Raw genomic sequence first — 26,010 nt, 5'->3', positions numbered from 1 at the left:
TATCTAACCCTTAACACACACCACTTGTCTTAATGTATAAACCACTTCAACCAAATCGCTCTGAGCTTTCATTACATCTTCAATTGGTTTATATGCCGATGGAATTTCATCAATAACCGCAGCATCTTTACGGCATTCCACACCTTCAGTTTGTGCAATTTGATCTTCAACAGTAAAGCGTCGTTTTGCTTCAGTACGGCTCATAACACGGCCTGCACCATGCGAACATGAACAGAAAGATTTCTGATTTCCAAGTCCACGGACAATAAACGACTTCGCTCCCATTGAACCTGGAATAATTCCATATTCACCTAAGCGCGCACGGACAGCACCTTTACGGGTGACCATTACTTCTTCACCGTAGTGTTCTTCCTTTTCCACATAGTTATGGTGACAGTTCACCGCTTCCAAACGTGCCTGAAAAGGCTTTGGTACAATCGTAGCCAAGGCTTTAATCGCAGATTGCATCATGATTTCTCGGTTCTTCATCGCAAAGCGTTGAGCCCAGCCTACCGCAAACCAGTAATCATCAAAATGTTCAGTTCCCTCGACTAAGTATGCTAAATCTTTATTTGGTAAATTAATAAAATGCTTCTGCATGTCTTTACGGGCAAGTTCAATAAAATGATTGCCTATAGCATTTCCTACACCACGAGAACCTGAGTGCAACATAATCCAGACATGATCATGCTCATCTAAACAGATTTCGACAAAGTGGTTTCCAGTACCTAAAGTTCCCAAATGTTTGCGGTTGTTGGTGTTTTTTAAACGTGGGTGTTTTGCGCAAATATATTCAAAATCTGCAACCAGATCGGTCCAAGCTTGATCTACCATTTCTGGTGGAGTTTCCCATGACCCACGATCACGTCCGCGTTTAGTCATTCCGTGTGGGATTAAACGTTCAAGTTCAGTACGTAGAGCATGTAAGTTATCTGGTAAATCTGAAGCAGTTAAGCTTGTACGGGTTGCCATCATTCCACAACCAATATCTACACCCACAGCAGCAGGAATAATTGCCCCTTTAGTTGGAATCACGCTACCAATAGTTGCTCCTAAACCGAAGTGTACATCTGGCATAACAGCCATCCATTTATAAATAAAAGGCATTTGAGCTGTTTGCAATAATTGTTGTTTTGAGTTGTCATCAACAAGCACGCCTTTAGTCCACATTTTGACTGGCATACTTTTTTCATTTTGCAGAACTTCATAAGAACGTTGTTGCTGCTTTTGTTCAAACTGAGCTTGTTGGTTAATTTCTTCAATGACAGACATTTTCTTTTCCTTTCAAAGCCTGCCTGCCAAGCGTTTGCAGGCAGGTGTTATTCACAATATCCGAATGATGTTGTGTGCTTTGTACTATTGCACTGAATGTGCCAACTTTTAAAAATACACTTAATTAAAAATATAAGTTATTGAAAATAATGTATAAAAATAATTATTCTTTCTGCGTAACTAATTTCTGTTGGAAATTTTAATATTAAAAATATATCTAAAAATATATTTAAATATCTTTTTGGATATACTTAATTAACTGGTTTTACGGTTTTTATCGACTTTTAAAAGCTGTCCAGCTTCATTTAAAGTAAATTCGTCAAAATCATTGGCTAAATAAAAATGACCTTTATAAAACTGGCGAACTTCTTCAGTAATAGCTTGTTGCCCAGCTTTATCCTGATGTCTAGGGCTAAAGTGCGTCAGAATTAAATTACTCAAAGATTGCTGTTCTGCAAATTCAGCCACCATTTTTGCTGAGCTATGCATTGGACCTTTGCCGACTTTATCTAAAACCGTTTGCAAGTAAGTCGCTTCGTGAATAAGGAGTTGAGCATCTTTGCAAGCGTCAGCTAATAGTTCAGGTTGGTTATTATCACCACCAATAATTGCATGAACTTGTTGATTTTGAGTTTTGATGAAGTCTTGAGCTTTTAAAGTTTGTCCCTCAAATTCGATATTGTAGCCTCGTTTCAAATGGCCCCACATATCGCCTTGAGGTACGCCAAGCTGAGTTAGAGCTTGGGTATCTAACTTCTTCTGAATAGATTTGATATAAATGCTAAAAGCAAAACTTGGAACACGATGGCTTAGTGGATGTGCTTGAACAATGAACCCATCAGTGATCTGTTGTGGCTGGGTTGCTACATTCACATCAATAAATTGCAGTGAATAGGGTAAATGTAAATCTGTAAGTTGGGCAGTGATTTCAAACCATTGCTGAATTTCTTTCGGTGCAATCACGATTAAGGGTTTACTACGGGCATTCATGCCTGCACTTGCCAATAAACCAACTAGACCATAACAATGGTCGCCGTGAACATGTGTAATACAAATGGCAACTAGGTTTTGTAATGAAAGTTTAGCTTGTTGAATACGGTGCTGTGTCCCTTCGCCGACATCAATTAAAATCCAGTCCTTATTTTTGCTGTTGCGAACTGCTAATCCTGAAACATTACGTGTCAGGGTGGGGACACCTGAAGATGTGCCTAAAAAAGTAAAATGAAGCATATTCTTGGAATTTTTTGGTCAAATGCGTATTGTATATTATAGACACTTATAAAATTTTATAGAAATTATGACGGATGCAAAGAAAACAGTCGTTATTGGCTTTGTCGGTTCTACACTTGATCAGGGGAGAAAGCCAGATCGCTGGCAGCGTTGGCGTCCTACAATTAGCCTGTTAATGCATGAAGATTTGCTTGTAGATAAATTGGTACTGTTACATGATCGACAACATCATAATTTAGTTAAATCTATAGCAGCAGATGCTAAAGAGATTTCTCCACAAACTGAGGTTTCTGGACATAGGGTCAGTATTAAAGATCCTTGGGATTTTGCTGAAGTTTATGGTGCACTCTATGACTTTGTAAAAACCTATCCGTTTGATGTCGAAAAAAATAACTATTTACTGCATATCACGACAGGAACGCATGTTGCTCAAATTTGTTGGTACTTATTGGTAGATGCGCATTATTTGCCAGCTCAACTCATTCAAAGTTCACCTAACCAACACAAGACATCAGAAGGTGAATATAGAATTATTGATCTGGACTTATCTCGATACGATGTTTTAAAACAGCGCTTCGATGATGAGCAAAAGCAAAATTGGCAACAACTTAAAGCCAATATTTCTACTCATAATAAAGCGTTTAATCAGCTTATTGAGGAAGTTGAATTAGTTGCAACCCGCTCTAGTGCGCCTATTTTAATTATGGGGGCAACAGGGGTTGGTAAGTCTCATTTGGCAAAACAAATTTTTCAGTTAAAGAAAGATAAATTTCAATTAAGCGGCCGTTTTATTGATGTTAACTGTGCAACTTTGCGTGGTGATAGTGCCATGTCAACTTTATTTGGTCATATAAAAGGTGCATTTACAGGAGCAGCTGCATCTCGTGCCGGTTTATTAAGAAGTGCTGACCAAGGCATTTTGTTTTTAGATGAAATTGGTGAATTGGGACTTGATGAACAAGCTATGCTGCTAAAAGCGCTAGAAGACAAAAGCTTTTTTCCCGTTGGAAGTGATAAGGAAATTCAGGCCGATTTTCAGCTAATCGCAGGTACTAACCGCGATTTACGTAATGAAGTTCAAGCTGGCCGATTCCGTGAAGATTTATGGGCCCGTTTGAATACATGGACATTCTTCTTACCAAATTTAAAAGACCGTGTAGAAGATATTGCACCCAATATTGATTTTGAGCTACAGCGTTTTGCTGCAATTCATCAAAGACAATTGCGTTTTCAACGCGATGCTTTAGAAATGTATTTGAAATTTGCTAAATCAGGAGATGCATCATGGCAAGGAAATTTTAGAGATTTAGCAGCGAGCGTAACTCGTTTGGCTACTTTATCGCAAGGTGAGTTAATTCGCTGTGAAGCTGTAGAAAAAGAAATTCAACGCCTAAAGCAACTTTGGCTTACTCAGGATGAATCTTACAATGATAAAGATGAAGATATTCTTTTGAACTATTTGAGTCCTGAGCAGCTAGAACAAATAGATGAATTTGATCAGATTCAATTGCGAGGTGTGCTCAAAGTCTGTGAAAATTCAAAATCAATGGCAGAGGCGGGAAGACAACTCTTTTCGGTATCTCGCCAACAACGTAATACAACAAACGATAGTGACAGAGTGAAAAAATATTTAGCCCGTTTTGGGTTAAGTTGGAATAATTTTCAATAAGGACATGGCTTAAAAATGATGGGCATACTCTCAAGTTATGCCCATCAAGTTACCGTTTATTTCATGATAATAAAACGTGTAATGATTTGGCGAAGCTGCTTTAAATAGCCTGTAAAGAAGTGGTTAGCACCCGGTAAAATTGTGATTGGATGTTTTTGTGGTTTTGCCCACTCAATTGCATCTGAAAGTAAAGTAATATCATCTTGCTCACCATGAATGAGTAGAATATCACCTTGAATTTCAGGAGTTTTATAGTGGCGTAAACCTACTACAGTAGCTGTTGGTAAACCACATAAAATTAACTGTACAGGTCGTAATTCAGGTTCAAGCTGTGCAAAGCATTTTGCTAAAACATGTGAGCCAAAGCTAAAACCGCCTGCATAAAAGGGTAGGCCTTCATGAAGCTTACGAACGTGCTCAATTACAGCTAAGATATCTTCAGTTTCACCATGGCCTTCATCATGAATGCCTTCACTGCCGCCTAAACCACGGAAACTAGGACGGTAAACAATACAACCATATTCATTAAAAATTTGGGTTAAAAGGGCAGGGACTTTATGCTGAGGGGTTCCACCTTGCAATGGGTGCGGATGGCAAACAACCGCAAAGCCTTTGATTTCACCTTCAGGGCGGTCAACGAAAAGTTCAATTTTACCTACTGGACCCTGGATGAAAGTTTGCTCAGACATATAAGAACCGCTAAATAACAATACGTAGTGCTATTTTACCGATAGTCGTCATTGAAAACACGAGTTAGCATTAAAAAATATCTACTGTTATAGTTGGTATTAAGAATAATTTTTTCAGGTTGTCTATGCTTGCTTTAATTTCTCCTGCAAAAACTTTAGATTATGAAACAGCGTTACCTACAGATGAGTTTACTCAGCCTCGCTTGTTAGAAAACTCAGCACAATTAATTGATGTTTGCCGCAAACTTTCTGCTTCGGAAATTGCGAGTTTAATGAGTGTAAGTGAAAAAATTGCCACACTAAATGCAGATCGATTTAGAGACTGGAATCCCGAATTTAATTTCTCAAATGCTCGCCAAGCAATTTATGCATTTAAAGGGGATGTGTATACCGGTTTAGATGCGTACCATTTAAAAGATAAAGATATTGACTTTGCACAGCAGCACTTGCGTATGCTCTCTGGTCTATATGGTTTATTGCGTCCTTTAGATTTAATGATGCCTTATCGTTTAGAGATGGGTACTAAATTAAAAAATACTAGAGGTCATAATTTGTATGAATTCTGGGGTGATATCATCACTAACCAAATTAATGAAGACTTGGCAGCAATTAAATCTGAATTGCTGGTAAATCTAGCTTCAGATGAATATTACAAGTCTGTCAATGAAAAGAAAATTAAGGCTGAAATTGTGAAGCCTGTTTTTCTTGACCAGAAAAATGGCAAATATAAAGTCATTAGTTTCTATGCGAAAAAAGCACGTGGTTTAATGGCTCGTTTTATTGTTGAAAACCAATTAAATAAAGCTGAAGACATCAAAGCGTTTAATACCGAGGGTTATTACTTTGATGCTGATAACTCATCGGCAAAAGAGTTAGTATTTAAACGTGATGAGCAATAATCTTAAGCGTGGTTAATAGATGACGATGCAGCTTTATTTATCAAAACTAAAGCATGTTTGGTTTGAGCTGCATCAGTATTATAATTTTTCTGAACCGCAGAAAATCTATGATGAACTTATTGCGGCTTATAGTGAAAAACAGCGAGCCTACCATACCGTCCAACATTTATATGAATGTTTGAGTTTAATGGAGGCGGTCCAATACGAATTAAATGATCCGTATGCTGTTGCATTGGCTCTCTGGTTTCATGATGTTATCTATGATCCTCAAGCACCAGATAATGAGCTTAAAAGTGCTGAGTTATTTGAACAATTGATGGCGCAAGATTTATCGTTTGATACCCTAAAGAAAATAAAGCGTTGGATTCTTGCGACTCAAAAGCATGCATTAACTGATGAAACAGATTTGCAATTTTTGTTGGATATTGATTTAGCTATTTTGGCAGCAACACCTGAACGTTTTATCCAGTATGAACAGCAAATTCAGCAGGAGTATTCTTGGGTTGATCCTGAAGTATATGCGATTAAGCGAAAAGAAGTTTTAATGCATTTTTATCAGTCTGAGCCACTTTATCAAACTGTATATTTCCAAAAGAATTTTGAGTTAAACGCCAAGGATAATTTAAGACAAATATTGGAATAGCCTAAGTTAGGTATAAGAATTTAGATCTACCATTAGAATAAAGCGATATATTTTTAAAAGGTAAAATGGTTATATGGTAGGAGAGAGAGGAACCACTGAAAAAGCAGTGATTCCTTAGAAATAAATTATTTAAAGAAATAACCTGTTTCAGGTGAGCTTGCATTTGCCATACGTTTACGTGGCATACGACCAGCTAAAAATGCTTCACGTCCAGCTTCAACAGCTTTTTTCATCGCTGAAGCCATCAAAATAGGGTTTTGCGCAGCTGCAATAGCAGTATTCATCAATACACCATCACAACCGAGTTCCATTGCAATAGCAGCATCACTTGCTGTACCAACGCCTGCATCGACTAAAACTGGTACTTTCGCATTTTCTTTAATAATTGAAATGGTATGTGGATTTAAAATACCTAAACCTGAACCAATTAGACTGCCTAAAGGCATAATCGCAACACAGCCCATACTTTCAAGTTCTTGAGCAATAATTGGATCATCAGAGGTATAGACCATAATTTCAAAACCATCATCAATCAAAGTACGAGCGGCTTTTAAGGTCTCGGTTACATTTGGATATAAGGTTTTTTCATCGCCCAAAACTTCAAGTTTTACTAGGTTATGACCATCGAGTAACTCACGCGCTAACATGCAGGTACGTACTGCGCTATCAGCATCAAAACAACCTGCGGTATTTGGTAAAATTGTATATTTCTCTGGTGGGATGACCGAAAGTAAATTCGGTTGATCTGGATTTTGTCCAATATTCACACGGCGGATTGCGACAGTTACGATTTCTGCACCACTGGCTTGAATAGCTAAATCCGTTTCATTTAAGTCTTTATATTTGCCAGTTCCGACCAATAAACGAGATTGAAAAGAACGTGAACCAATAATGAGAGGGGTGTCTTGCATGGATAACTCCGACTTAGCCGCCGCCAACAGCGTGAATAATTTCGATACGGTCATGTTGAGCAATAGAAATTTGCTCTAATTTGCTTTTAGAAACGATTTGCTGATTGTGCTCAACAGCAAAACGTTTTCCTTCAAGTGCCAACTCCTGAATGAGTTGCAACAGGTTTTGGCTAGGCGTGTCCGTTAATTCGCCATTTAAATAAATTTGCATGATCACATTCCGATTATTTTGCGTATTTGAAAGCATTCCAAGCCAAGACTAGCCACCCCGCAATCATTAAGGCTCCACCAATTGGCGTAATTGCGCCTAATATTCGTGGTAAACCTAACGCCATGATATAAAGCGAACCACAAAAAAATAGAATACCAATCTGGATAAGCAAGAAAGATAACTTGATTGGGAAATGAGGAAGAACCTTACTTAAAATACCAAGAGCTAATAGGCCAAGCGCGTGATAAAAAAAGTAGTCGGTTGCAGTCTGCCACCAAGCAAGTTGCTCAGGACCCGCGTGAGCTTTAAGACCATGTGCTCCAAAAGCACCCAACATGACTGCAAAAGCAAGATTAAGGGCTGAAATGGCGATCCACATAACAAAAAACGCAAATGAATAATGAAAGGCAACGTTAACATAGATTAGGTTGGCTAAACATAGCCAGATAAAACAAAAGGGCGATTCGCCCTTTTATTTTTTTCATTTATTTTAACTTGCTGACATGGCAGTTTTAATCTTTTCCATCGCATTTTTTTCAAGCTGACGAATACGTTCTGCTGAAACATTATATTCAGCTGCTAACTCGTGAAGAGTAGATTTGTCATCATCTAACCAGCGGCGTTGTAAAATATTACGCGAACGGTCATCTAACTGGTCCATCGCATCATGCAAGGCTGAAGTACTTTGCTCTTCCCAGTCTTCGTTCTCGACTAAACGGGCAGGGTCGTAGCGGTTATCTTCAAGATACAACGCAGGGGCAGTATGTGGAGTATCGTCGTCGTCATCGCCTTGTGCTTCAAAAGCAGCATCATAAGCAGTTAAACGACCTTCCATTTCCAGAACTTGTTCTGGAGTTACATTTAAGTCATTAGCAATCGATTGAGCTTCTTCGAGCGTTAATTTTTTACTCGATTTTTTTAAACTACGTAAATTGAAAAATAATTTACGCTGAGCTTTTGTCGTTGCAATTTTGACGATACGCCAGTTGCGAATAACGTATTCATGAATTTCTGCCTTAATCCAGTGGACGGCAAAAGATACTAGACGCACGCCCATATTTGGGTCGAAACGTTTCACGGCTTTCATTAAGCCTAAATTACCTTCTTGAATAAGGTCGCCTTGTGGTAGGCCATAACCTGCATAGCTGCGCGCAATATGAACGACAAAACGTAAATGCGACATTACCAGCATTTTTGCGGCATCAAGATCTTGGTCATAATAATAACGTTCAGCAAGTTCTTTTTCTTGCTCGGCCGTTAAAATAGGAATCTGATTGACAGTACTGATATATGCACCAAGGTTTACACCGGGCGCAGACAATGACAGGGGCATCAATTGATTGCTGCTGTCACTCATGAGTTCTCCTTATAGGATCGAATGGGATAACCAATAAATTCATCTTAATTTGAATCAGCTTCATAATTAAGGAAAATTGGGTAGAGAAATGTAAAATTTTATGCAATTTCTAATCTTTTAGTTTAGCAAAGAATTATTGAGTTTCAATTAAATAGTGAAATTCTCTTTCCGATATGTGTGTAGTTTGACACATAAAATGATGTAAACCACAGTAACGAGTTACATCAATTTCACTATGAGGATCTGAAGATTTTAATAAAAATTGTTGTTTGCCTGACGCTTTTTTAAGTTCACGTTTTAGCATTAACAATGGCATTGGGCAGGGTTGCCCAAGGGCATTAATTTCAATGGGTGCTGTATTAGAAGAAGTATTGCTCATTCATCATCAAAACAACTGAAAAAAATATTCTAACAAATTTTTAATAAATACAGCATATTTTATGAAAGAAGATGCAGGAATTTCTATAAAAAATATTGTAATAAGCTGTTTAAAAAAAGAACTAAAAATAGGGGAAATATTTGAAAAAAATTCTATTAATTGTCATAAACCCGTGTTAAGCTCGAACCGTTTTAGGATTTACCACACAATCAAATTGATTTAATAACCCTATAACAAATGGATGTAACCGGAAATTGTTGATAGTTTTACAGAATGATTACAAGCTTTAAGATTATAAATATTTTAAAACCTTGTTTGCTCTGCTGTTTGCAACACCGGAAGGTCCTTTTTTCAACATCTGAGGATTGACTTATGACAGCTCGTGAACAAGGCGTAGTAAAGTGGTTTAATGACACTAAAGGCTTTGGTTTTATTCAACGTAACGGCGGCGACGATGTATTCGTTCACTTCCGTGCAATCGTAGGTGACGGTCACCGTTCTCTACGTGATGGTCAACGTGTAGAGTTTAGCGTTGTACAAGGTCAAAAAGGTTTTCAAGCTGAAAACGTTCAGCCTTTAGACTAAGACTAATTCATCTTTTTGATGAATGATGGACGCTCCAATTTTTGAATTGGGGCGTTTTTGTTTATAATGATCTTCTCATTCGAGAGATTGTTTGTTAGAGCGCGTATTTATGACATCTGGTTTTGAAACCTTGAATTTACATCCGCAACTTAAAAAGGCGATTGATGCTTTAGGGTTTACTCAAATGACCCCAATTCAGCAAAAGGTTTTAAAATATACATTAGCCGGGCATGATGCAATTGGGCGAGCACAAACAGGAACAGGTAAGACAGCTGCCTTTCTGATTAGTGTAATTAATGATTTACTCAATAATCCGATTCAAGAGCAACGCTTCCGTGGCGAGCCTCGTGCTTTAATCTTGGCGCCTACTCGTGAGTTGGCATTGCAAATTGAAAGTGATGCGAAATTTCTCACAAAATTCTCTAATTTACATTTAGTGACCCTATTGGGTGGTGTTGATTTCGATAAGCAGAAGAAGCAACTTGATGCTAATTTTGTCGATATCATGGTAGCCACACCTGGGCGTTTAATCGATTTTGTAGAACAAAAAGAAGTCTGGCTCGATCAAATTGAATTTTTAGTCATTGATGAAGCTGACCGTTTATTAGACATGGGCTTTATTCCTTCGGTAAAACGTATTGTTCGTTATTCACCACGCAAGGAACAACGTCAGACACTCATGTTCTCAGCGACGTTTAGTTATGACGTTTTGAATTTGGCAAGACAATGGTTGTTTGAACCTGTAACTGTTGAAATTGAGCCTGAACAAAAGACCAATAACGATGTAGAACAACGTGTTTATGTTGTAGCTAAACAAGACAAATATCGTTTACTACAAGATATCTTGCGTGAAGAACCAATCGATAAGGTCATGATTTTTGCTAATCGACGTGACCAGGTCCGCCGTCTTTATGATCATTTAAAGAAAGATGGATATAGAGTTGGTATGCTTTCTGGTGAGATTGCTCAAGATAAACGTTTAAAAATGTTAGAGCAATTTAAGCAAGGTAAACATAATATTATGATTGCGACAGATGTTGCTGGTCGTGGTATTCATGTGGATGGCGTGTCGCATGTCATCAACTTTACATTGCCTGAACAATCTGATGATTATGTACACCGTATTGGTCGTACAGGTCGTGCTGGCTCACAAGGGGTAAGTATTAGTTTCTTATCTGAAGATGATGCCTTTTATTTACCCGAAATTGAAAAAGCAATTGGTAAAAAATTACCACTGACCAGATTAGATGGTTATTGCTAATAAAAAAATCCCAATCATTTGATTGGGATTTTTTTTGATTAATTAATTTTACAATAGAAAGTAAGCGTTGTTTGGTAGTCATCATCTTTTGCTAAAGATGCATTTTTACCAGTTAATGTACCAATAACCCCTGCTGCTGCTTCAACCATTTGACCGGTTTTTTCACTTACAACATCTTTTAATACACCGTTATATGTTGTTTTTTCATCTACAACGACTGGTGTAGTGTTTTTTGAGCAAGTTTTTTGAGCTGCAGTAATTGCATTATTTTTCGCAATTAAATTGGTTTTGCCAATACCTGTAACTTCAAACTGATTATTTTCTTTTTGAACTGCTAAAGTATTTTTAGGAGTAGTTGCGCAAGCACCAAGTAATAAAACAACACCGCTCATTGCGCTTGTTAAAATTATTTTTTTCATAATGCACCTAAAGTTAATCGCTAAAAGACATAGCTATTTGAACATAAGTTTTCTAGTTGATTTTGAAGACGTTGTATGAGTTTTGATGTTTTGTATTAAAAAATGTCAAAGTGAGAGTTCGCTAATTTTATAAGCTAGATTCAATGGTGGATTAACGGTAGATTATGCTAATCTATTTTGAATTTTTGAGTTAGATCAATATTAATGACGGAATCAGCAATACAAATAATTCACCAAAATATTCATCAGCGTCAGTCTATTGGCCAATTAGTTGAGCCAGCTCCAAGTACGGAGCAATTAGAGTTAGCTTTCCAAGCAGCTTTGACTGCTCCAGATCATCATAGACTTAAGCCAACGCGTTTTGTGGTTGTTTCAGGCGAACAACGTGGTGCTTTTGGTGAAGTTTTAGCAAAGGCTCTAGCAGATTTAGGTGAAACTGATCCCGCTCAACTCGAACGTGTTAAACAACATCCTTTTCGCGCACCATTACTCATTTTGGCGCTTACACAACTACAAGATCATCCGAAAGTACCGCATTTCGAACAAATCTTAAGTACGGGTGCCGCAGTACAAAATCTTTTATTATCTCTACAAGCTCAAGGTTTTTCGACCATGTGGCGTAGTGGTGCAGTTGTCGAATCAAATTGGTTAAAACAGCATTTAGGTCTGCAACCTCGTGATTTAATTTCAGGTATTATTTACGTTGGCACAGCAGCTAAAGTAATTGCACCGCGTGCAGATATTGAAAGTAAAGAATTCGTAAAAGTTTGGCAGGCTTAAACGTCTGTAGAAGTAAGAAATAGGATAATAAAAGATGGCTGAATTTAAGTTTACAGATTTGGTGGAACCTGTTGCGGTTGATAAAAAAACTGCTTTACGTATTACCGTTCTAGGGGGAGGAAGCTTTGGAACGGCTATGGCAAATTTAGCTGCACGTAATGGTTGCGATACCATGATCTGGATTCGTGACGCCGAAACAGCTGAGGAAATTAATAAAACCCACATTAATAAACGTTATTTGCCAGATTTTATTTTAGAGTCATCATTACGTGCTGTGTCTGATCTTGAGCAAGCTGTATGTGACCGAGATATTATTTTAGTCGCAATTCCAAGTCATTCATTCCGTGATGTTTTAAAACAAATCGCTCCTTATATTACTGCACAAGCGGTTGTGTCTTTAACCAAAGGTGTTGAAGCTAAAACTTTCAGCTTCATGAGCGATATCATTCGTGAAGAATTACCTGAAGTTCCTTATGGTGTGCTATCAGGTCCAAACCTTGCAAAAGAAATTATGGCGGGTATGCCGTCCGGCACCGTTATTGCCAGTGACTCCGAATTAGTTCGTTATGCTGTGCAACATGCCTTACATAGTGCTTTATTCCGTGTTTTTGGTAGCGATGATGTGCACGGTGTAGAGTTAGGTGGTGCGCTTAAAAATATTTATGCGGTTGCAATGGGAATTGGTGCTGCTTACAAAATTGGTGAAAATACCAAGAGTATGATTTTAACGCGTGCTTTGGCCGAGATGAGCCGTTTTGCAGTAAAACAAGGTGCAAATCCGCTTACATTCTTGGGGTTGTCAGGTGTTGGTGATTTATTCGCGACTTGTAATAGCCCTTTAAGCCGTAATTATCAGATTGGTTATGCTTTAGGTTCGGGTAAAACGCTGGATCAGGCAAGTAAAGAGTTGGGGCAGACAGCAGAAGGCATTAATACAATTGTTCAGGTGCGTGGTAAAGCAGAAGAACTAGATGTTTATATGCCTATCACTAACGCTTTATATGAAGTTATTTTCGAAGGGGCGCCTCCTTTAAATATTGCATTATCTCTTATGAAAAACGGACACCGTAGTGATGTTGAATTTGTTTTACCTCATCACGAAGTCTGAAGAAGAAATGTCATAAATTGTGGTTATAATGCAGGAATTATTAACAAGGAAAATTTATGCAACTGACATTGGTTCGCCATGGGGAAGCCGCTCCACCTGTAAATGGTAACGACAATAAACGCCCTCTTACTGCTCGTGGACATGCTCAAGCAGAACAGACAGCAACATTTTTAAAAGATATTGTTAAGCCTGATATTTTTGTAGTTAGTCCTTTGTTACGTGCCCAAGAGACATTGGCACATATTCAAGCGTACTTTAAAGATGTGCCTGTGTTGTTATGCGATAAAATTAAACCGGATGATAACGCCAAAGAGGCAGTCGAGTGGTTGTCTCAGATTCCTTATGAGTCAATTGTGGTCGTGTGTCATATGAATGTAGTAGGGCATATTGCTGAACTGCTGACCCATGAAAACTTTAATCCATTTGCACTGGCTGAAGCTCGAATTTATGATCAGGCTGTGATTGCAACTGGTTTATCAACACAAAAAAGTAGTTTTATACCCACAATATAAATAAAAAGGTTATTTAGCCCATTATGCTGTATTTATGGATGCCTGAAACCAATGGAATATGGCATTGGTCTAACGGAGAAAACTGGTTGCAGGCTGAAAGCCTCGATCAATTAATACAAGACCTACAATTGCACCAAGGAAAAGAGGCTGTTGTCTTTTTTCCTAGTCGTCATGCTCAGGTATTCCAGCAACAAATAGCAAAGTCTCATTACAAGCAACTCGGAGCAGATGGTGTTAAATATTTGCTTGAAGAGTTTGTAACTTTGCCTATTGATCACATGAAAGTGGTTCATCATTTTCATGCTGATCAATTAACAATATTGGGTGTTGCAAAAACTACTGTGGAAACATGGCAACATGCGATGAATTTGTTGCCAATCAAGCTGGTTGCTTTGTTGCCAGACTTTTTGATTTTGCCGGAACCACAAGAACACCAAGTTATCCTTTGTAATATTGACCAAAAATTACTGGCGCGTGAAAGTAAATGGGTCGGTAATTCACTAGATGATTTGGGATTGTTTTTGGAATTCCAGCCAGTTGAAACAAACTATCAATATAGTGGATTAACGACAGAACAATTAGAAAGCTTAGAAGCAGCTTCTAGTGTTGAGCAACGTTCAGAATTTTTTTATCAGTTTCAGGGCTTAGATAAACCTAAACAGCATCCTTTTAATGTTTTACCAAAAGCCAAAGGTCAAGAGCAAACGGTTTCTGGGTACTGGAAAGCATGTGCGGTTATTGTTTTAGCAATTATTGTGGTTCAGTTCAGCTATGATTTGTTGCGTTGGGTGAAATTAAGAAATGTAGCAAATCAAACAGCTGAGCAGACAATTGAGCAATATAAATATTGGTTTGGTCCTTCTAGTCGCGTAAATGAACAAAATATAAAAAGCCAATTTGAAAGTCATTTAAGAATGAGTAAACAAGGCGATACACAAGCACTTTCTTTATTGAGTCGTGTTGGGCCTATTCTGATGCAAAGACAAATTTTAGCTCAGCAATTAAATTATGATGCTTCTACACTAACCATGGCCTTGAAAGCAAAATCGGCAGATGATTTGCAAGCTTTAACACAGCAGCTTAATCAGCAAGGATTTAAGGCGGAGTTAGGTAATGTTCAAGCCGATGGTGGTGGGGCAATTGGGGTGGTGAAAATACAATAATGAAAATGTTAGCTCAATTGCAAAACCGCTTTGATCAGTGGATCGAACAAGTTAATCAATATTTAGACCGTTTGACTGTCCGTGAACGTATCATGGTGGTCTTTACTACAATTTTTGTTGTAGTGGCTATTATTGGGGCTTCACTTTGGAAAATGCATTCCTTAGCAGAACAGCAGCAACAGCGCTTAAATGATTTAAAAGATTTGATGGTGTGGATGCAAAGTAATGCGGTCACTATGAAACCTGCGAGTGAGCTTGAGCTGGGGCAGGCAGAAAAAATACAACGTGTAGCTCAACAGCAAGGTTTAACGGTTACTTCTCAGCAAAATGGCGAGCAGTTACAAATTATTGTTACTCATCAGAATTACGCAATTTTAGCTAACTTTTTAACCCAACTGGCACAAATGGGCTTAAGTATTGAAAAAATGGAAATGGTTTCAAGTGAAGGTCAGATTAAATTAACAGCGACGGTTCAATAACATATTAAAATATGCTGGTCTTAAGCATGGTGTTTTGTGCTGCCTGTGCCTATAATATGCCTACCTAAAATCAGTAGATTGTGATTGGTATGTTATATTCACTTGCTCGCCCGATGTTGTTTAGTTTAGCACCAGAGCGTGCCCATGAATTAACATTATCTATGCTTGATAAAGCACATAAGTTCGGCCTACTTCGTCAGAGTGTAGAGGCGAAACCGACGACTTGTATGGGAATTGAATTTCCAAATCCAGTAGGTTTGGCAGCCGGTCTTGATAAAAATGGTGCACACATTGATGCTTTAGCTGGGTTAGGGTTCGGTTTTATTGAAATTGGAACCATTACACCTCGTCCTCAATTGGGTAATCCGCAGCCGCGCTTATTCCGTATTCCAGAAGCTCAAGCCATTATTAACCGTATGGGGTTTAATAATGATGGTGTTGATAAGCTGATTGAAAATGTCAAAGCTTCAAAGTTTAAAGGAATTTTAGGCATTAATATTGGTAAGAATGCTGATACTCCTGTAGAAAAAGCTGTTGATGACTACCTGATTTGCCTTGAGAAAGTGTATAACTACGCTTCTTATATTACCGTTAATATTTCATCTCCAAATACTAAGAACTTAAGAAGTTTACAAAGTGGCGATGCATTAACTGAACTATTGCAAACCTTAAAAGAAAGACAACTTGAGCTAGCTGAACAAAATAATCACTATGTTCCTTTGGTTCTGAAAGTTGCACCTGATTTAACAGCGGAAGATGTTGAATTTATTGCAGCGCAGTTAGTGCAGTTTAAAATTGATGGCTTGATCGTTACTAATACGACCTTATCAAGAGAAGGTGTAGAAAATCTTCCTTATGGTAATGAGTCGGGCGGTTTATCAGGCGCACCTGTTTTTGAAAAAAGTACCGAATGCTTACGTTTGTTTGCCCAAACATTAAAAGGACAAATCCCGTTAATTGGCGTGGGTGGAATTTTGTCGGGTGAACAAGCAGCAGTCAAACAGCAAGCTGGAGCAACATTAGTACAGATCTATAGTGGGCTAATTTATACAGGTCCTATTTTAGTGAAACAATGTGTTGCAGCTATGTCTTAAGTGAATATGAACACAATTGATATCATTATTCTGATACTTTTGCTCATTGGGGGGCTAAACGGTTTGCGACAAGGATTTATTAAAGCCTTTGCGAACTTGGTAGGATGGGTCATTGCATTAATTATGGGTGCAAAATATGCTGTCCTTCTTGCTCCGTCTATGTCGGGTTTAAGTCATGATCCAGTTGTTCAAAAAATTGCAGCTTTTGCATTTATAGCGCTTTTGATCATTGTTTTAACATGGATCGTCTCTGCATTTTTAAATGGCCTCTTGAAAAGTCTGAAATTGGGGCCATTAAATCGTTTAGCAGGTGGTGCTTTTGGTTCTTTAAAGGGCTTGTTGGTTGTACTAATTACAATGCAGGGTGTAGGACCTTGGGTTGAAAGTTCACCGCACTGGAAACAGTCCAAATTTATACAGTTTTTATTGCCTTATGCGCCTTTAGCTACCGAGTTGTCTAAAGATGCTGCAAGTGAGGCATTTCATCAAATAACATCTGGAGGTAGTGCATCAGGCACTCCTTCAAAACCAATGGACGAATCGGAAGATTTAGAAAACCGATCCGACCATTCGACAAAGAATCCTTTTTATTAATTCCTAGCTTGTCTGCGAGGTTGCTATGTGTGGAGTTGTTGGTATAGCCGGTAAATCGCCAGTGAACCAAATGTTGTTTGATGCTTTAACGATGTTGCAACATCGTGGGCAAGATGCAGCTGGAATAGTAACCTGCCATGAAGGCCGTCTTTTCCTTCGTAAGGATAACGGTATGGTGCGTGATGTCTTTCATACTCGTCATATGAGAGCATTACTTGGTAATTATGGTATTGGCCATGTACGTTACCCAACTGCTGGTTCTGCGAGCAGTGCTGAAGCACAACCATTTTATGTAAACTCACCTTACGGTATTACGCTTGCACATAATGGTAACTTGACCAATGCAGAAGAAATTCATGATGACCTGTTTAAAACAGATTTACGTCATATGAATACAGATTCTGACTCAGAAGTTCTTTTAAATGTATTCGCGCATGAATTACAGAAAAAAGGCACTTTAAATCCTACTCCTGACGATATTTTTCACACGGTTTCTCGTGTGCATGAGCGTTGCCAAGGTGCGTATGGGGTAGTAGCAATGATTACTGGTCATGGTTTGGTGGGCTTCCGTGATCCGAATGGTATTCGCCCACTTATTTACGGTTCGCGTGTAACTGAACAAGGTGAGATGGAATACATCATTGCTTCTGAATCGGTTGCTATTACTGCTCTTGGTTTCAAAATTGAGCGTGATATTGAACCGGGTGAAGCAATTTTCATCAATGCAAATGGCGAGTTGTTCTCTAAGCAATGTGCTGCTAATCCGAAATACCGCCCATGTATTTTTGAGTACGTTTATTTTGCTCGTCCTGATGCGATTATTGATGGAATCTCAGTTTATAAAGCACGTTTAAAAATGGGTGAAAAGCTTGCTCATAAAATTTTACGTGACTGGGGCGAAGACCATGATATTGATGTGGTGATTCCAATTCCAGATACGAGCCGTACTTCAGCTTTAGAACTTGCAAATATTCTAGGTGTGAAGTTCCGTGAAGGTTTTATGAAAAACCGTTATATCGGCCGTACCTTTATTATGCCGGGTCAACAGCAACGTAAAAAATCTGTACGTCAGAAATTAAACCCTGTTGAGTTAGAATTCAAAGGTAAGAACGTTCTGTTGGTGGATGACTCTATTGTACGTGGTACAACGTGTAATGAGATTATTCAGATGGCACGTGATTCTGGTGCAAAAAAAGTATACTTTGCGTCAGCAGCACCGAAAGTAATGTATCCAAACGTTTACGGTATTGATATGCCTGCTAAAGCTGAGCTTATTGCTTCAGAACGCAGCGTGGAAGAGATCCAAGAAATTATTGGTGCTGATCGTTTGATTTTCCAAGAATTGGAAGACTTGAAAAATGCTGTACGTACCAGCAAAGTGCCTGACTTAACTGAGTTTGATTGCTCAGTATTTGATGGAATCTACGTAACAGGTGATATTGATGGTAACTATCTAAATAATTTGGAGCAGAAGCGTAATGACTCTGCTAAGAAGAAAAAAGATGGTTATATTGATGTTAATGTCGATGCTGCTTCTGTAGATTTAACAGGTATCAAAGAAGAATAGAAATAGCCGAAAAAAGCGGGTGTTTCCCGCTTTTTTCTTTTATGATGAAACCTAACAATGTAATTGGGAATATTTACATTGAAAGAAGTAAGCCACTATCTAATCGAAAATAAAAATATGGCATGGTCCATCACTATGTGTTTGGTTGCTGTGCTGCTTACTATTTTTATCTTAAATTTAATTTTAGGTTTACTCGTTCATTTTTTTGATTATAGCCAGCCAATTTGGTGGCATACCTTAAGTCCTTACTTTGTTGCACTATTACTTTTTATTATGGTTTGGTCGGTAGTTACCGAACTTTATATCCTGCGTAAAGGTGGGCACTCTTTAGCAAAACAACTTAAAGCACGTCGTTTGGTGAAAGAGGAGAGTACTCCCGAAGAACTCGCAGCATTAAAAATTACAGAACACTTAGCTCAAAATTTTTCACTAAAAGTTCCAACCGTATATGTACTACCTGATGAAGTTGGTGTAAATGCACTTACGGCAGGTTTTCATCCCAAAGATATTGTAATTATTCTGACATGGGGTGCTTTACAGAATCTGGATAAGCTTGAGTTATATGGTTTATTGGGCCATGAGTTTAATCAGATTTTATCGGGTGAGGCTGTTGAGAATACAAAATTAAAGATTTTATATAGCGGTTTAACAACTTTTAGTCAGTGGGGCAGTAAATTAGCCAAGCAGGGTTTTAAGCGCTATAGCCCCGGCTATAAACATAAATTTGAAACAGTTTTTGTTGCAGTGGGTGGAGTCATTTGGTTGGCTGGAAGCCTCGGTGTACTGATTACTCGTTTTATTAAATATTTGACTTTGAGTGGGCGTACCTTTCGTAATGACCAAAAAACAGTACGACTATTAAAAAATAATGCAAATACCCAAACCTTGTTGCGTATTTATGTTCACCATTCTGGTTCGCAAATTCATAGTGCTTATTCTGAATCAATCGCACATATGTGTTTTGCTAACTCCCTTAGCCCACAAAGCTGGATGAATATTCACCCGAGTATTCGTGAACGTATTTATGAGTTAAACCCCACTTTGCTACAAGATTTACAATTAGAAAATTTAAAGAAACTTCGCAACCGCCCGTTGTTTAGCTTATTTCATTTTTTAGAAGAATCTGAGAAAGAAATTTATGTTCCGTGGTCATCTCCACAGCCTCTACCTTTATTAAGGTTATCACCAATTAGTTTTGCATTAAATGATGCTATTAAGCCCCTAAGTAGTGATGTACGTCGAAATAAAAAGCGTCCTGAATTAATTCAACGAGCACTACAAACTGCGACTGGTTCACGTGAAGTGATGGTTGCTATTTTGATGATTCGCCAATATCGGGAATTCATTCCAAAAGATGCACCTGTGAGTCATGCCATTATCGATGCATTATTGAATTTGGATGGGCGTATCCATATTCAAATATTTCATGATGCTTGTAAAAATATTGGGCATATACCCGCAAGTATTGCTCGGCAATTTCTTACTAAGCTAGCGCTTATTATCCAAGAAGATGGTGAAATTGGGTTGTTAGATGCACTACTATTGGAGCGAGTTAAACATGAATTGAATTTGATGCCATTACATTTGCCAACTGCATTTGAAGAAGTGAAACCTCAAATTGTTCGTTTGATTGATGCTTTGCTTCATGTTCAGCAAATTAATAGCCCAAATCAATTAGAAGTACGTGAGCGTATTTTACGTTCGCTGCTCAATCCCGATGAAATGTATATCTATGATGAAATTTCAGATGAGCCATTAGATCTGGCTGAAATTTTAAATGATATTGCTGGTTTATTATTACGTGACCGTCTAAGTATTCTAGCTATTGCAGAAATGTGTTTGTGGAGCGACCGTATTATCACGCAAGATGAACTGGATGTGCTTGAATTGCTTTATTGGCGTTTTGGCTTTGAGACAGAAGAAATTGTGGATCAAATGCAAAAGAGAAATAGTGTGATGATTATTTAAAAGACATCTACGATTATAAAAACATCTGAATGAAATAAAACACTGAAAAAAAAACTCAAGCCCGTTAGAATGTAGATAGAGTAGAGGTATTGATTTACAGATGATTGGGCAGCAAAGAAATATATTGGCAACTTTGGGGATTGATGTATGGATTCCTAAGACACAGGTGTGCCAAAAAAATAATGCTCAAAGTCTCTGGCGAGATCAAGCTGCACCAGAAGGTGAACCAATTATATTGCCTTCTAAGAACAATCCAGTTGTTGAGCAACCGACAAAACCACAAGTCAACGAAGTTCCAAAAGTTGAACCTGAAATTGCGGTACCACTTCCAGTAGAAGTTCCGCCTGTTGTAGTACCTCGTAATGAAGTACAAGCTCCAGTGGTTACGATTGCTTCATTTGATTTGCAAGCTTTTGCGCTTGAAAAATGCGTTATTTTTTTAGATGTTACTAATTTAAGTGAAGAAGAAAAGCAGCTTTGGAATAACATCCAAAAAGCAAAAATAGGGCAATATGCTGAACTAAAATGGCCGTTTCCTTTAGCTAACTATCAAGATCAACGTGGTGCAGGTTCATATATTAAAGGATTTTTAGATGCTGTCGCAGCAGACAAGAAGATCTTGTGCCTTGGTGAATGTTCTTATATTCAGCATGCCAATATTATTCATTTGGCGAGTTTAAAAGAGATGTTGGAGAAACCACTCCTTAAAAAAAGGTTATGGCAATTAATGCAAGATAACAATGAGTAGTAGGGATTTACATGAAAAAAGTTGTAGTTTTTAGCCAAATTGATGAAGAAATTTTGTCTCGATTACAACAGGATTATCATGTTGTGGTTCTTAATCCAAAACTGGGTGATATTAATGAGCAAATACGCCAACAAGTTGTAGATGCTGATGGAATGATTGGTGCTGGTCGACTTCTTAATGAAAGTAATCTTGCACCTGCTCAAAAACTCAAAATTATTTCATCTGTAACAGTTGGCTATGACAATTATGATGTGGCTTATCTAAACCAAAGAAAAATCTGGTTATCAAATACCCCTCATGTTTTAACTGAAACAACGGCTGATCTTGCTTTTACATTATTACTAAGCGCTGCTAGAAAAGTTCCTTTTCTTGATCATTGGACAAAACAAGGTGAATGGAAAAGAACTGTTGGACCTCAGCAGTTTGGTTTAGATGTTTTTGGAAAGACATTAGGAATTATTGGGCTTGGTAATATTGGTGCTGCAATTGCACGACGTGGTTTTTATGGATTTAACATGAATATTGTTTACCATAATCGCCGTGAAAAACCTGAATTGGCAGAGCCTTTAAAAGCACAATATCTTGGTTTAGATGAGTTATTGCAACAGTCTGATTTTGTAGTAACCGCAGTTGACTTAAATAATGAATCGAAAGCTTTGATGGGGAAAGCTCAATTTGAGCTTATGCAAAAGCACGCTATTTTTATTAATATTGCACGTGGTTCAGTGGTTGACGAGCAAGCATTGATTGAGGCCTTACAAAGCGGAGAAATCTTTGGGGCTGGTTTGGATGTATACGAAAAAGAACCTTTACAAGATTCAGAGCTTTTTAAACTGCCAAATGTTGTTACTTTGCCTCACGTAGGATCTGCGACTGCAGAGACTCGTAAAAAAATGGCAAATCTTGCTTATAAAAATCTAGTTGAAGCTTTAGAGGATAAAACTCCTAGATATTTGGTAAACCCAAACTTTGCATAAGTGATTAATAACACTTCATTGCAAAACTAAGCGATCTCGAGTGATATATTAAGAGTCTATTGATTGAACATAATTTTTTATGTTTTATATCAGTAGACTTTTTTGATGGTTTAATTTTACTAGAGAAAAACATTTGAGATTTTTGCCAATTATTTTAAGTACGGCTTTTATAACAAATGCTTCGTACGCGCAGCCTTTCGACCCTCAGCCTTCTGCAAATCAAGTAGAAATTCCAAATATTGGAAGTGGGATAGGTTTGCTTGATCAACAAAAAGAAAAATTTATTGGTGAAAAAGTTTTTCGTGAAGTTCACAAACAAATGCCCGTTATTCAAGATGTCTGGCTAGAAGATCAATTTTTTCAGGTATTTTCGAGTATTTTAAGTGAAACTCAGCTTGGACAGCCGATTGGTCTAGTCGTGATTAAAGACCCACAAATTAATGCTTTTGCTGTTCCAGGTGGCTTATTTGCGCTCAATACAGGGCTTATTGCCTCAGCACGAAATATTGATGAAATTGCTGGTGTTATGGCGCATGAAATTGCGCATGTATCGCAAAGGCATTTTAGTCGCTCTGAAGAAGCCTTTAAAGGTCAAACATTGCTAAGTCTAGCAGGACTTTTAGCAGGGGTGGCTATAGCTGCGCAGGGTGGTGGCGATGCGGGTGCAGCAGTGATGCTTGGAACCCAAGCTGCACTCATGGATAAGCAATTAACATATAGTCGAAATCAAGAGCGTGAAGCAGACCGTATTGGTATGCAATATATGTCTGCGGCAGGTTATAACCCTCAAAGTATGGCTGATTACTTTGAAACAATGCATAGAGCTACAAGTCGAGTAAGTTTTTTACCGGATTTCTGGTTGACTCATCCATTGACGACTGAGCGTATGAGTGAAGCTAGGCTCCGTGCAAACCAGCTGCCTAGAGTTAAAAATCGTATATATGATGCAGATTTTGAGATTTTAAAATGGTACACCATGGTGGTTGCCAATCAAGCAACTGAAAACCAACTACAAAGTTTGGCGTCCCAAAAAAATATTGCTGGTCTGATTGCTTTAGCAGCATTTTACACAAGACAAGGTGATTATGTGCAAGCGCAGTCTACTTTAGATCAAGCGAAATCTAGTGGAAAGCCTCTTGTCACATTATTGCAGACAGATATTTATCTCGGCCAAAATAAATTAGATCAAGCTTATACAACAATTGCTTCTACACAAATGACGATGCCTGAAAATAAAGCTTTTAGTTATAAGTTGGCTGAGGTGCTGCTACGCCAAGGTAAGTTTGCGCAAGTTCAAACCTTGGTTCAAAGATTTATTAATAAGAATCCGAGAGATATACAAGGCTGGCAATTTTTACAGCAAGCTGCGAATTTGGATAAGAATGGACCTTTAAGAGCGGTTAATGTTCTACGCTATCGAGCTGAAGCAGAATATTGGTCAGGTAGTGAGGAAAATGCAATTAAATCAATGTTGCATGCTCAGCGATTGGCAAAAGATAATCAAGCAATGTCGGCAAGAATAGACAGTCGTTTGAAACAAATGCAAGATGAGCGAAGAATGAAGATTTAAGAGTTATATCTTACTTAATTTGCAGATGTGCAAATAGATACAAACTAAAGAAGCTTGATTGGAAAAATATAAAATTTAAAAAAAGGGAATTAAGCTAACTTAGCTTTAATTTTTGCTGAAACTTGAGCAGGATCGGCACGCCCGGCTATGATCGGACGTAGAGAATTCATCACCTTACCCATATCTTTCATGCTAGTTGCTTCTTGAGCAGCAATCGTTTGCTCAATGATAGAATCAAGCTCTTCCTCAGTCATAGCTTCTGGTAGAAACTGAGAGATAATCTCAGCTTCGGCTTGTTCTTTACTAGCTAAATCATTACGACCAGCACCTTCAAAGGCTTTGATCGATTCTTTACGTTGTTTAATTTGCTTTTCAATGACCGCAAGAACCTGAGCGTCGTCAAGCTCTTTGCGCTCATCGACTTCGATTTGCTTAATTGCCGCTTGTAGACTACGCAAAACCGTCACTGTTGCCATATCTTTGGCACGCATAGAAGTTTTTAATGCATCAGTAATTTGGTTTTTTAAAGTAGTCATAATTCAGCAGTCAATCACAAATTAATTAGTAAAGGCGAGTAGTACGTACAGATTCGCGAGCCAATTTCTTTTGGTAGCGTTTAACTGCTGCAGCTTTTTTGCGCTTACGTTCTTGAGTTGGTTTTTCGTAGAATTCGCGTTTACGAACGTCAGCTAAAACACCAGCTTTTTCGCATGAACGTTTGAAACGACGGATAGCTACGTCAACTGGTTCGCCTTCTTTCAACTTAACTTGTGGCATGTAAAATCCTCTAGATTATGGATAAGATCAGGCACACCATTGCGCCGGATCACAAGTGAAGGTCAGTATTTTACTCATTTACAACTCATATCACAAGTCTATAATAGCGATTGCAATATTTAAAAGGCAGTTTTGATGATTGTTTTAGGCTTGGAAACTTCTTGTGATGAAACAGGGTTGGCACTTTATGATAGCGAACTCGGCTTACGGGGACAGGTTCTTTATAGCCAGATTAAACTTCATGCTGAATATGGTGGCGTAGTACCTGAACTTGCTTCTCGTGACCATGTTCGTAAATTAATTCCTTTAATGAATCAATTGCTTGAACAAAGTGGTGTAAAAAAACAAGAGATTGATGCGGTTGCTTATACGCGTGGTCCTGGCTTAATGGGAGCATTAATGACAGGTGCACTGTTTGGCAGAACTTTAGCTTTTTCTTTAAATAAGCCTGCAATTGGTGTTCACCATATGGAAGGTCACATGTTGGCCCCATTACTTTCAAGTCAACCACCTGAATTTCCGTTTGTAGCATTGTTAGTTTCAGGTGGACATACACAATTGATGGCAGCCCACGCTATTGGTCAATATGAACTATTGGGTGAGTCTATTGATGATGCTGCGGGCGAAGCTTTTGATAAAGTTGCAAAAATGATGAGCTTGCCATATCCAGGTGGGCCAAATATTGCAAAACTTGCATTATCTGGTGATCCATTAGCTTTTGAGTTTCCAAGACCTATGCTTCATCAAGGCTTGGATTTTTCTTTTAGTGGCTTAAAAACAGCTGTTTCTGTTCAATTGAAAAAATTGAATGGCGAAAATCGTGACGCTGATATTGCTGCTTCATTCCAAGAAGCAATTGTAGATACCTTGGTAAAAAAATCAGTAAAAGCTTTAAAGCAAACTGGACTTAAACGTTTAGTGATTGCAGGTGGAGTTAGCGCAAATTTAAGACTACGCGAGCAATTAGAAACTTCTTTGGCGAAAATTAAAGCGCAAGTTTATTATGCTGAGCCTGCTTTATGTACTGATAATGGGGCAATGATTGCTTTTGCTGGTTATCAGCGTTTAAAAGCAGGTCAGCATGATGGGTTGGCGGTAACGACCACACCAAGATGGCCAATGACTGAACTCACTATTCCTGAGTAAAA

The 26,010-nt window shown here is 38.2% G+C and carries 29 protein-coding genes; 18 read left to right on the top strand and 11 right to left on the bottom strand.

What is annotated here, in order from left to right; all coding sequences use genetic code 11:
- Nucleotides 1-3: 3 nt before the first annotated feature.
- Nucleotides 4-1,272: an RtcB family protein gene (locus tag ACO6UW_RS00875; protein WP_057062019.1), complete on the bottom strand. Its 1,269-nt coding sequence runs from the start codon at nt 1,270-1,272 to the stop codon at nt 4-6.
- 255 nt (nt 1,273-1,527) lie between these two features.
- Nucleotides 1,528-2,502 carry a ribonuclease Z gene (locus ACO6UW_RS00870; protein WP_057062018.1) on the bottom strand — a complete coding sequence of 325 codons (975 nt, stop codon included), beginning with the start codon at nt 2,500-2,502 and terminating at the stop codon, nt 1,528-1,530.
- 67 nt (nt 2,503-2,569) lie between these two features.
- On the opposite strand from ACO6UW_RS00870, the gene rtcR reads away from it, so the two are divergent.
- Complete coding sequence (rtcR, locus tag ACO6UW_RS00865) at nt 2,570-4,171, top strand: RNA repair transcriptional activator RtcR (RefSeq protein ID WP_057076646.1); 1,602 nt, start codon at nt 2,570-2,572, stop codon at nt 4,169-4,171.
- A gap of 56 nt (nt 4,172-4,227) precedes the next feature.
- On the opposite strand, the gene ACO6UW_RS00860 is transcribed toward rtcR, so the two are convergent.
- A complete protein-coding gene (locus tag ACO6UW_RS00860) occupies nt 4,228-4,860 on the bottom strand; it encodes an alpha/beta hydrolase (protein ID WP_002115250.1) in 633 nt (210 codons plus the stop codon).
- A gap of 125 nt (nt 4,861-4,985) precedes the next feature.
- Here ACO6UW_RS00860 and yaaA point away from each other — a divergent pair, with 125 nt between their 5' ends.
- On the top strand, nt 4,986-5,759 hold the full coding sequence (gene yaaA / locus ACO6UW_RS00855; protein WP_002115321.1) for a peroxide stress protein YaaA: 774 nt from the start codon (nt 4,986-4,988) through the stop codon (nt 5,757-5,759).
- A 19-nt stretch (nt 5,760-5,778) separates the two neighbouring features.
- Nucleotides 5,779-6,402: a hypothetical protein gene (locus ACO6UW_RS00850; protein ID WP_057062016.1), complete on the top strand. Its 624-nt coding sequence runs from the start codon at nt 5,779-5,781 to the stop codon at nt 6,400-6,402.
- Between the two features lie 125 nt (nt 6,403-6,527).
- Here ACO6UW_RS00850 and ACO6UW_RS00845 read toward each other — a convergent pair whose 3' ends face one another.
- The 5 genes from ACO6UW_RS00845 to ACO6UW_RS00825 form a co-directional block, all read right to left on the bottom strand.
- A complete protein-coding gene (locus tag ACO6UW_RS00845; RefSeq protein ID WP_001154366.1) occupies nt 6,528-7,313 on the bottom strand; it encodes a thiazole synthase in 786 nt (261 codons plus the stop codon).
- Nucleotides 7,314-7,326: 13 nt separating this feature from the next.
- Nucleotides 7,327-7,524, bottom strand: coding sequence for a sulfur carrier protein ThiS (gene thiS, locus ACO6UW_RS00840; RefSeq protein WP_002115323.1), 198 nt, complete (start codon nt 7,522-7,524; stop codon nt 7,327-7,329).
- 13 nt (nt 7,525-7,537) lie between these two features.
- The gene (locus ACO6UW_RS00835; protein ID WP_002115263.1) at nt 7,538-7,903 is read right to left on the bottom strand and encodes a DUF423 domain-containing protein; all 366 of its coding nucleotides are present in this window, start codon (nt 7,901-7,903) and stop codon (nt 7,538-7,540) included.
- Between the two features lie 111 nt (nt 7,904-8,014).
- Entirely contained in the window at nt 8,015-8,881 is an 867-nt protein-coding gene (gene rpoH / locus ACO6UW_RS00830; protein WP_002115267.1) for an RNA polymerase sigma factor RpoH, read from the bottom strand.
- A gap of 133 nt (nt 8,882-9,014) precedes the next feature.
- Nucleotides 9,015-9,260: a sulfurtransferase TusA family protein gene (locus tag ACO6UW_RS00825; protein WP_033847590.1), complete on the bottom strand. Its 246-nt coding sequence runs from the start codon at nt 9,258-9,260 to the stop codon at nt 9,015-9,017.
- 372 nt (nt 9,261-9,632) lie between these two features.
- Between ACO6UW_RS00825 and ACO6UW_RS00820 the strand changes: the two genes are divergently transcribed.
- Together ACO6UW_RS00820 and rhlB are read left to right on the top strand one after the other, a co-directional pair.
- Nucleotides 9,633-9,845: a cold-shock protein gene (locus tag ACO6UW_RS00820; RefSeq protein ID WP_000126912.1), complete on the top strand. Its 213-nt coding sequence runs from the start codon at nt 9,633-9,635 to the stop codon at nt 9,843-9,845.
- Nucleotides 9,846-9,954: 109 nt separating this feature from the next.
- Nucleotides 9,955-11,106, top strand: a complete 1,152-nt coding sequence (gene rhlB / locus ACO6UW_RS00815; protein ID WP_002115257.1) for an ATP-dependent RNA helicase RhlB — start codon at nt 9,955-9,957, stop codon at nt 11,104-11,106.
- A 38-nt stretch (nt 11,107-11,144) separates the two neighbouring features.
- Here the strand turns inward: rhlB and ACO6UW_RS00810 are convergent, their stop codons facing one another.
- Entirely contained in the window at nt 11,145-11,525 is a 381-nt protein-coding gene (locus ACO6UW_RS00810; protein ID WP_057062015.1) for a hypothetical protein, read from the bottom strand.
- A gap of 204 nt (nt 11,526-11,729) precedes the next feature.
- On the opposite strand from ACO6UW_RS00810, the gene ACO6UW_RS00805 reads away from it, so the two are divergent.
- From ACO6UW_RS00805 to ACO6UW_RS00750, 12 genes are all read left to right on the top strand, one after another.
- A complete protein-coding gene (locus tag ACO6UW_RS00805; protein WP_005073504.1) occupies nt 11,730-12,305 on the top strand; it encodes a nitroreductase family protein in 576 nt (191 codons plus the stop codon).
- Between the two features lie 34 nt (nt 12,306-12,339).
- Nucleotides 12,340-13,413 carry an NAD(P)H-dependent glycerol-3-phosphate dehydrogenase gene (locus ACO6UW_RS00800; RefSeq protein WP_002115297.1) on the top strand — a complete coding sequence of 358 codons (1,074 nt, stop codon included), beginning with the start codon at nt 12,340-12,342 and terminating at the stop codon, nt 13,411-13,413.
- A gap of 56 nt (nt 13,414-13,469) precedes the next feature.
- A complete protein-coding gene (locus tag ACO6UW_RS00795; RefSeq protein ID WP_057062014.1) occupies nt 13,470-13,925 on the top strand; it encodes a SixA phosphatase family protein in 456 nt (151 codons plus the stop codon).
- Between the two features lie 23 nt (nt 13,926-13,948).
- Nucleotides 13,949-15,088, top strand: a complete 1,140-nt coding sequence (gene gspL / locus ACO6UW_RS00790) for a type II secretion system protein GspL (protein ID WP_005068325.1) — start codon at nt 13,949-13,951, stop codon at nt 15,086-15,088.
- Entirely contained in the window at nt 15,088-15,567 is a 480-nt protein-coding gene (gene gspM / locus ACO6UW_RS00785; protein ID WP_005073507.1) for a type II secretion system protein GspM, read from the top strand. The genes gspL and gspM overlap by 1 nt, the downstream gene beginning before the upstream one ends.
- A gap of 89 nt (nt 15,568-15,656) precedes the next feature.
- Nucleotides 15,657-16,661: a quinone-dependent dihydroorotate dehydrogenase gene (locus tag ACO6UW_RS00780; RefSeq protein WP_005073508.1), complete on the top strand. Its 1,005-nt coding sequence runs from the start codon at nt 15,657-15,659 to the stop codon at nt 16,659-16,661.
- A gap of 6 nt (nt 16,662-16,667) precedes the next feature.
- Entirely contained in the window at nt 16,668-17,255 is a 588-nt protein-coding gene (locus ACO6UW_RS00775; protein WP_002115251.1) for a CvpA family protein, read from the top strand.
- Nucleotides 17,256-17,280: 25 nt separating this feature from the next.
- A complete protein-coding gene (purF, locus tag ACO6UW_RS00770) occupies nt 17,281-18,822 on the top strand; it encodes an amidophosphoribosyltransferase (RefSeq protein ID WP_005068333.1) in 1,542 nt (513 codons plus the stop codon).
- Nucleotides 18,823-18,900: 78 nt separating this feature from the next.
- Entirely contained in the window at nt 18,901-20,790 is a 1,890-nt protein-coding gene (locus ACO6UW_RS00765; RefSeq protein WP_081037729.1) for a M48 family metalloprotease, read from the top strand.
- A 100-nt stretch (nt 20,791-20,890) separates the two neighbouring features.
- Complete coding sequence (locus ACO6UW_RS00760; RefSeq protein WP_348891815.1) at nt 20,891-21,538, top strand: hypothetical protein; 648 nt, start codon at nt 20,891-20,893, stop codon at nt 21,536-21,538.
- A gap of 11 nt (nt 21,539-21,549) precedes the next feature.
- On the top strand, nt 21,550-22,515 hold the full coding sequence (locus ACO6UW_RS00755; RefSeq protein WP_017398569.1) for a 2-hydroxyacid dehydrogenase: 966 nt from the start codon (nt 21,550-21,552) through the stop codon (nt 22,513-22,515).
- A gap of 142 nt (nt 22,516-22,657) precedes the next feature.
- Nucleotides 22,658-24,085: a M48 family metalloprotease gene (locus tag ACO6UW_RS00750; protein WP_081037730.1), complete on the top strand. Its 1,428-nt coding sequence runs from the start codon at nt 22,658-22,660 to the stop codon at nt 24,083-24,085.
- Nucleotides 24,086-24,174: 89 nt separating this feature from the next.
- On the opposite strand, the gene ACO6UW_RS00745 is transcribed toward ACO6UW_RS00750, so the two are convergent.
- Complete coding sequence (locus ACO6UW_RS00745; protein WP_002115302.1) at nt 24,175-24,621, bottom strand: GatB/YqeY domain-containing protein; 447 nt, start codon at nt 24,619-24,621, stop codon at nt 24,175-24,177.
- A 25-nt stretch (nt 24,622-24,646) separates the two neighbouring features.
- Nucleotides 24,647-24,862, bottom strand: coding sequence for a 30S ribosomal protein S21 (rpsU, locus tag ACO6UW_RS00740; protein WP_001136722.1), 216 nt, complete (start codon nt 24,860-24,862; stop codon nt 24,647-24,649).
- Between the two features lie 135 nt (nt 24,863-24,997).
- On the opposite strand from rpsU, the gene tsaD reads away from it, so the two are divergent.
- A complete protein-coding gene (gene tsaD / locus ACO6UW_RS00735; RefSeq protein ID WP_002115326.1) occupies nt 24,998-26,008 on the top strand; it encodes a tRNA (adenosine(37)-N6)-threonylcarbamoyltransferase complex transferase subunit TsaD in 1,011 nt (336 codons plus the stop codon).
- The last annotated feature ends 2 nt before the right edge of the window (nt 26,009-26,010 follow it).

Source organism: Acinetobacter sp. JADD-222, from assembly GCF_049310645.1.
The sequence above is the reverse complement of the archived record's forward strand: the minus strand, read 5'-3'. Positions and strand labels throughout refer to the sequence as shown.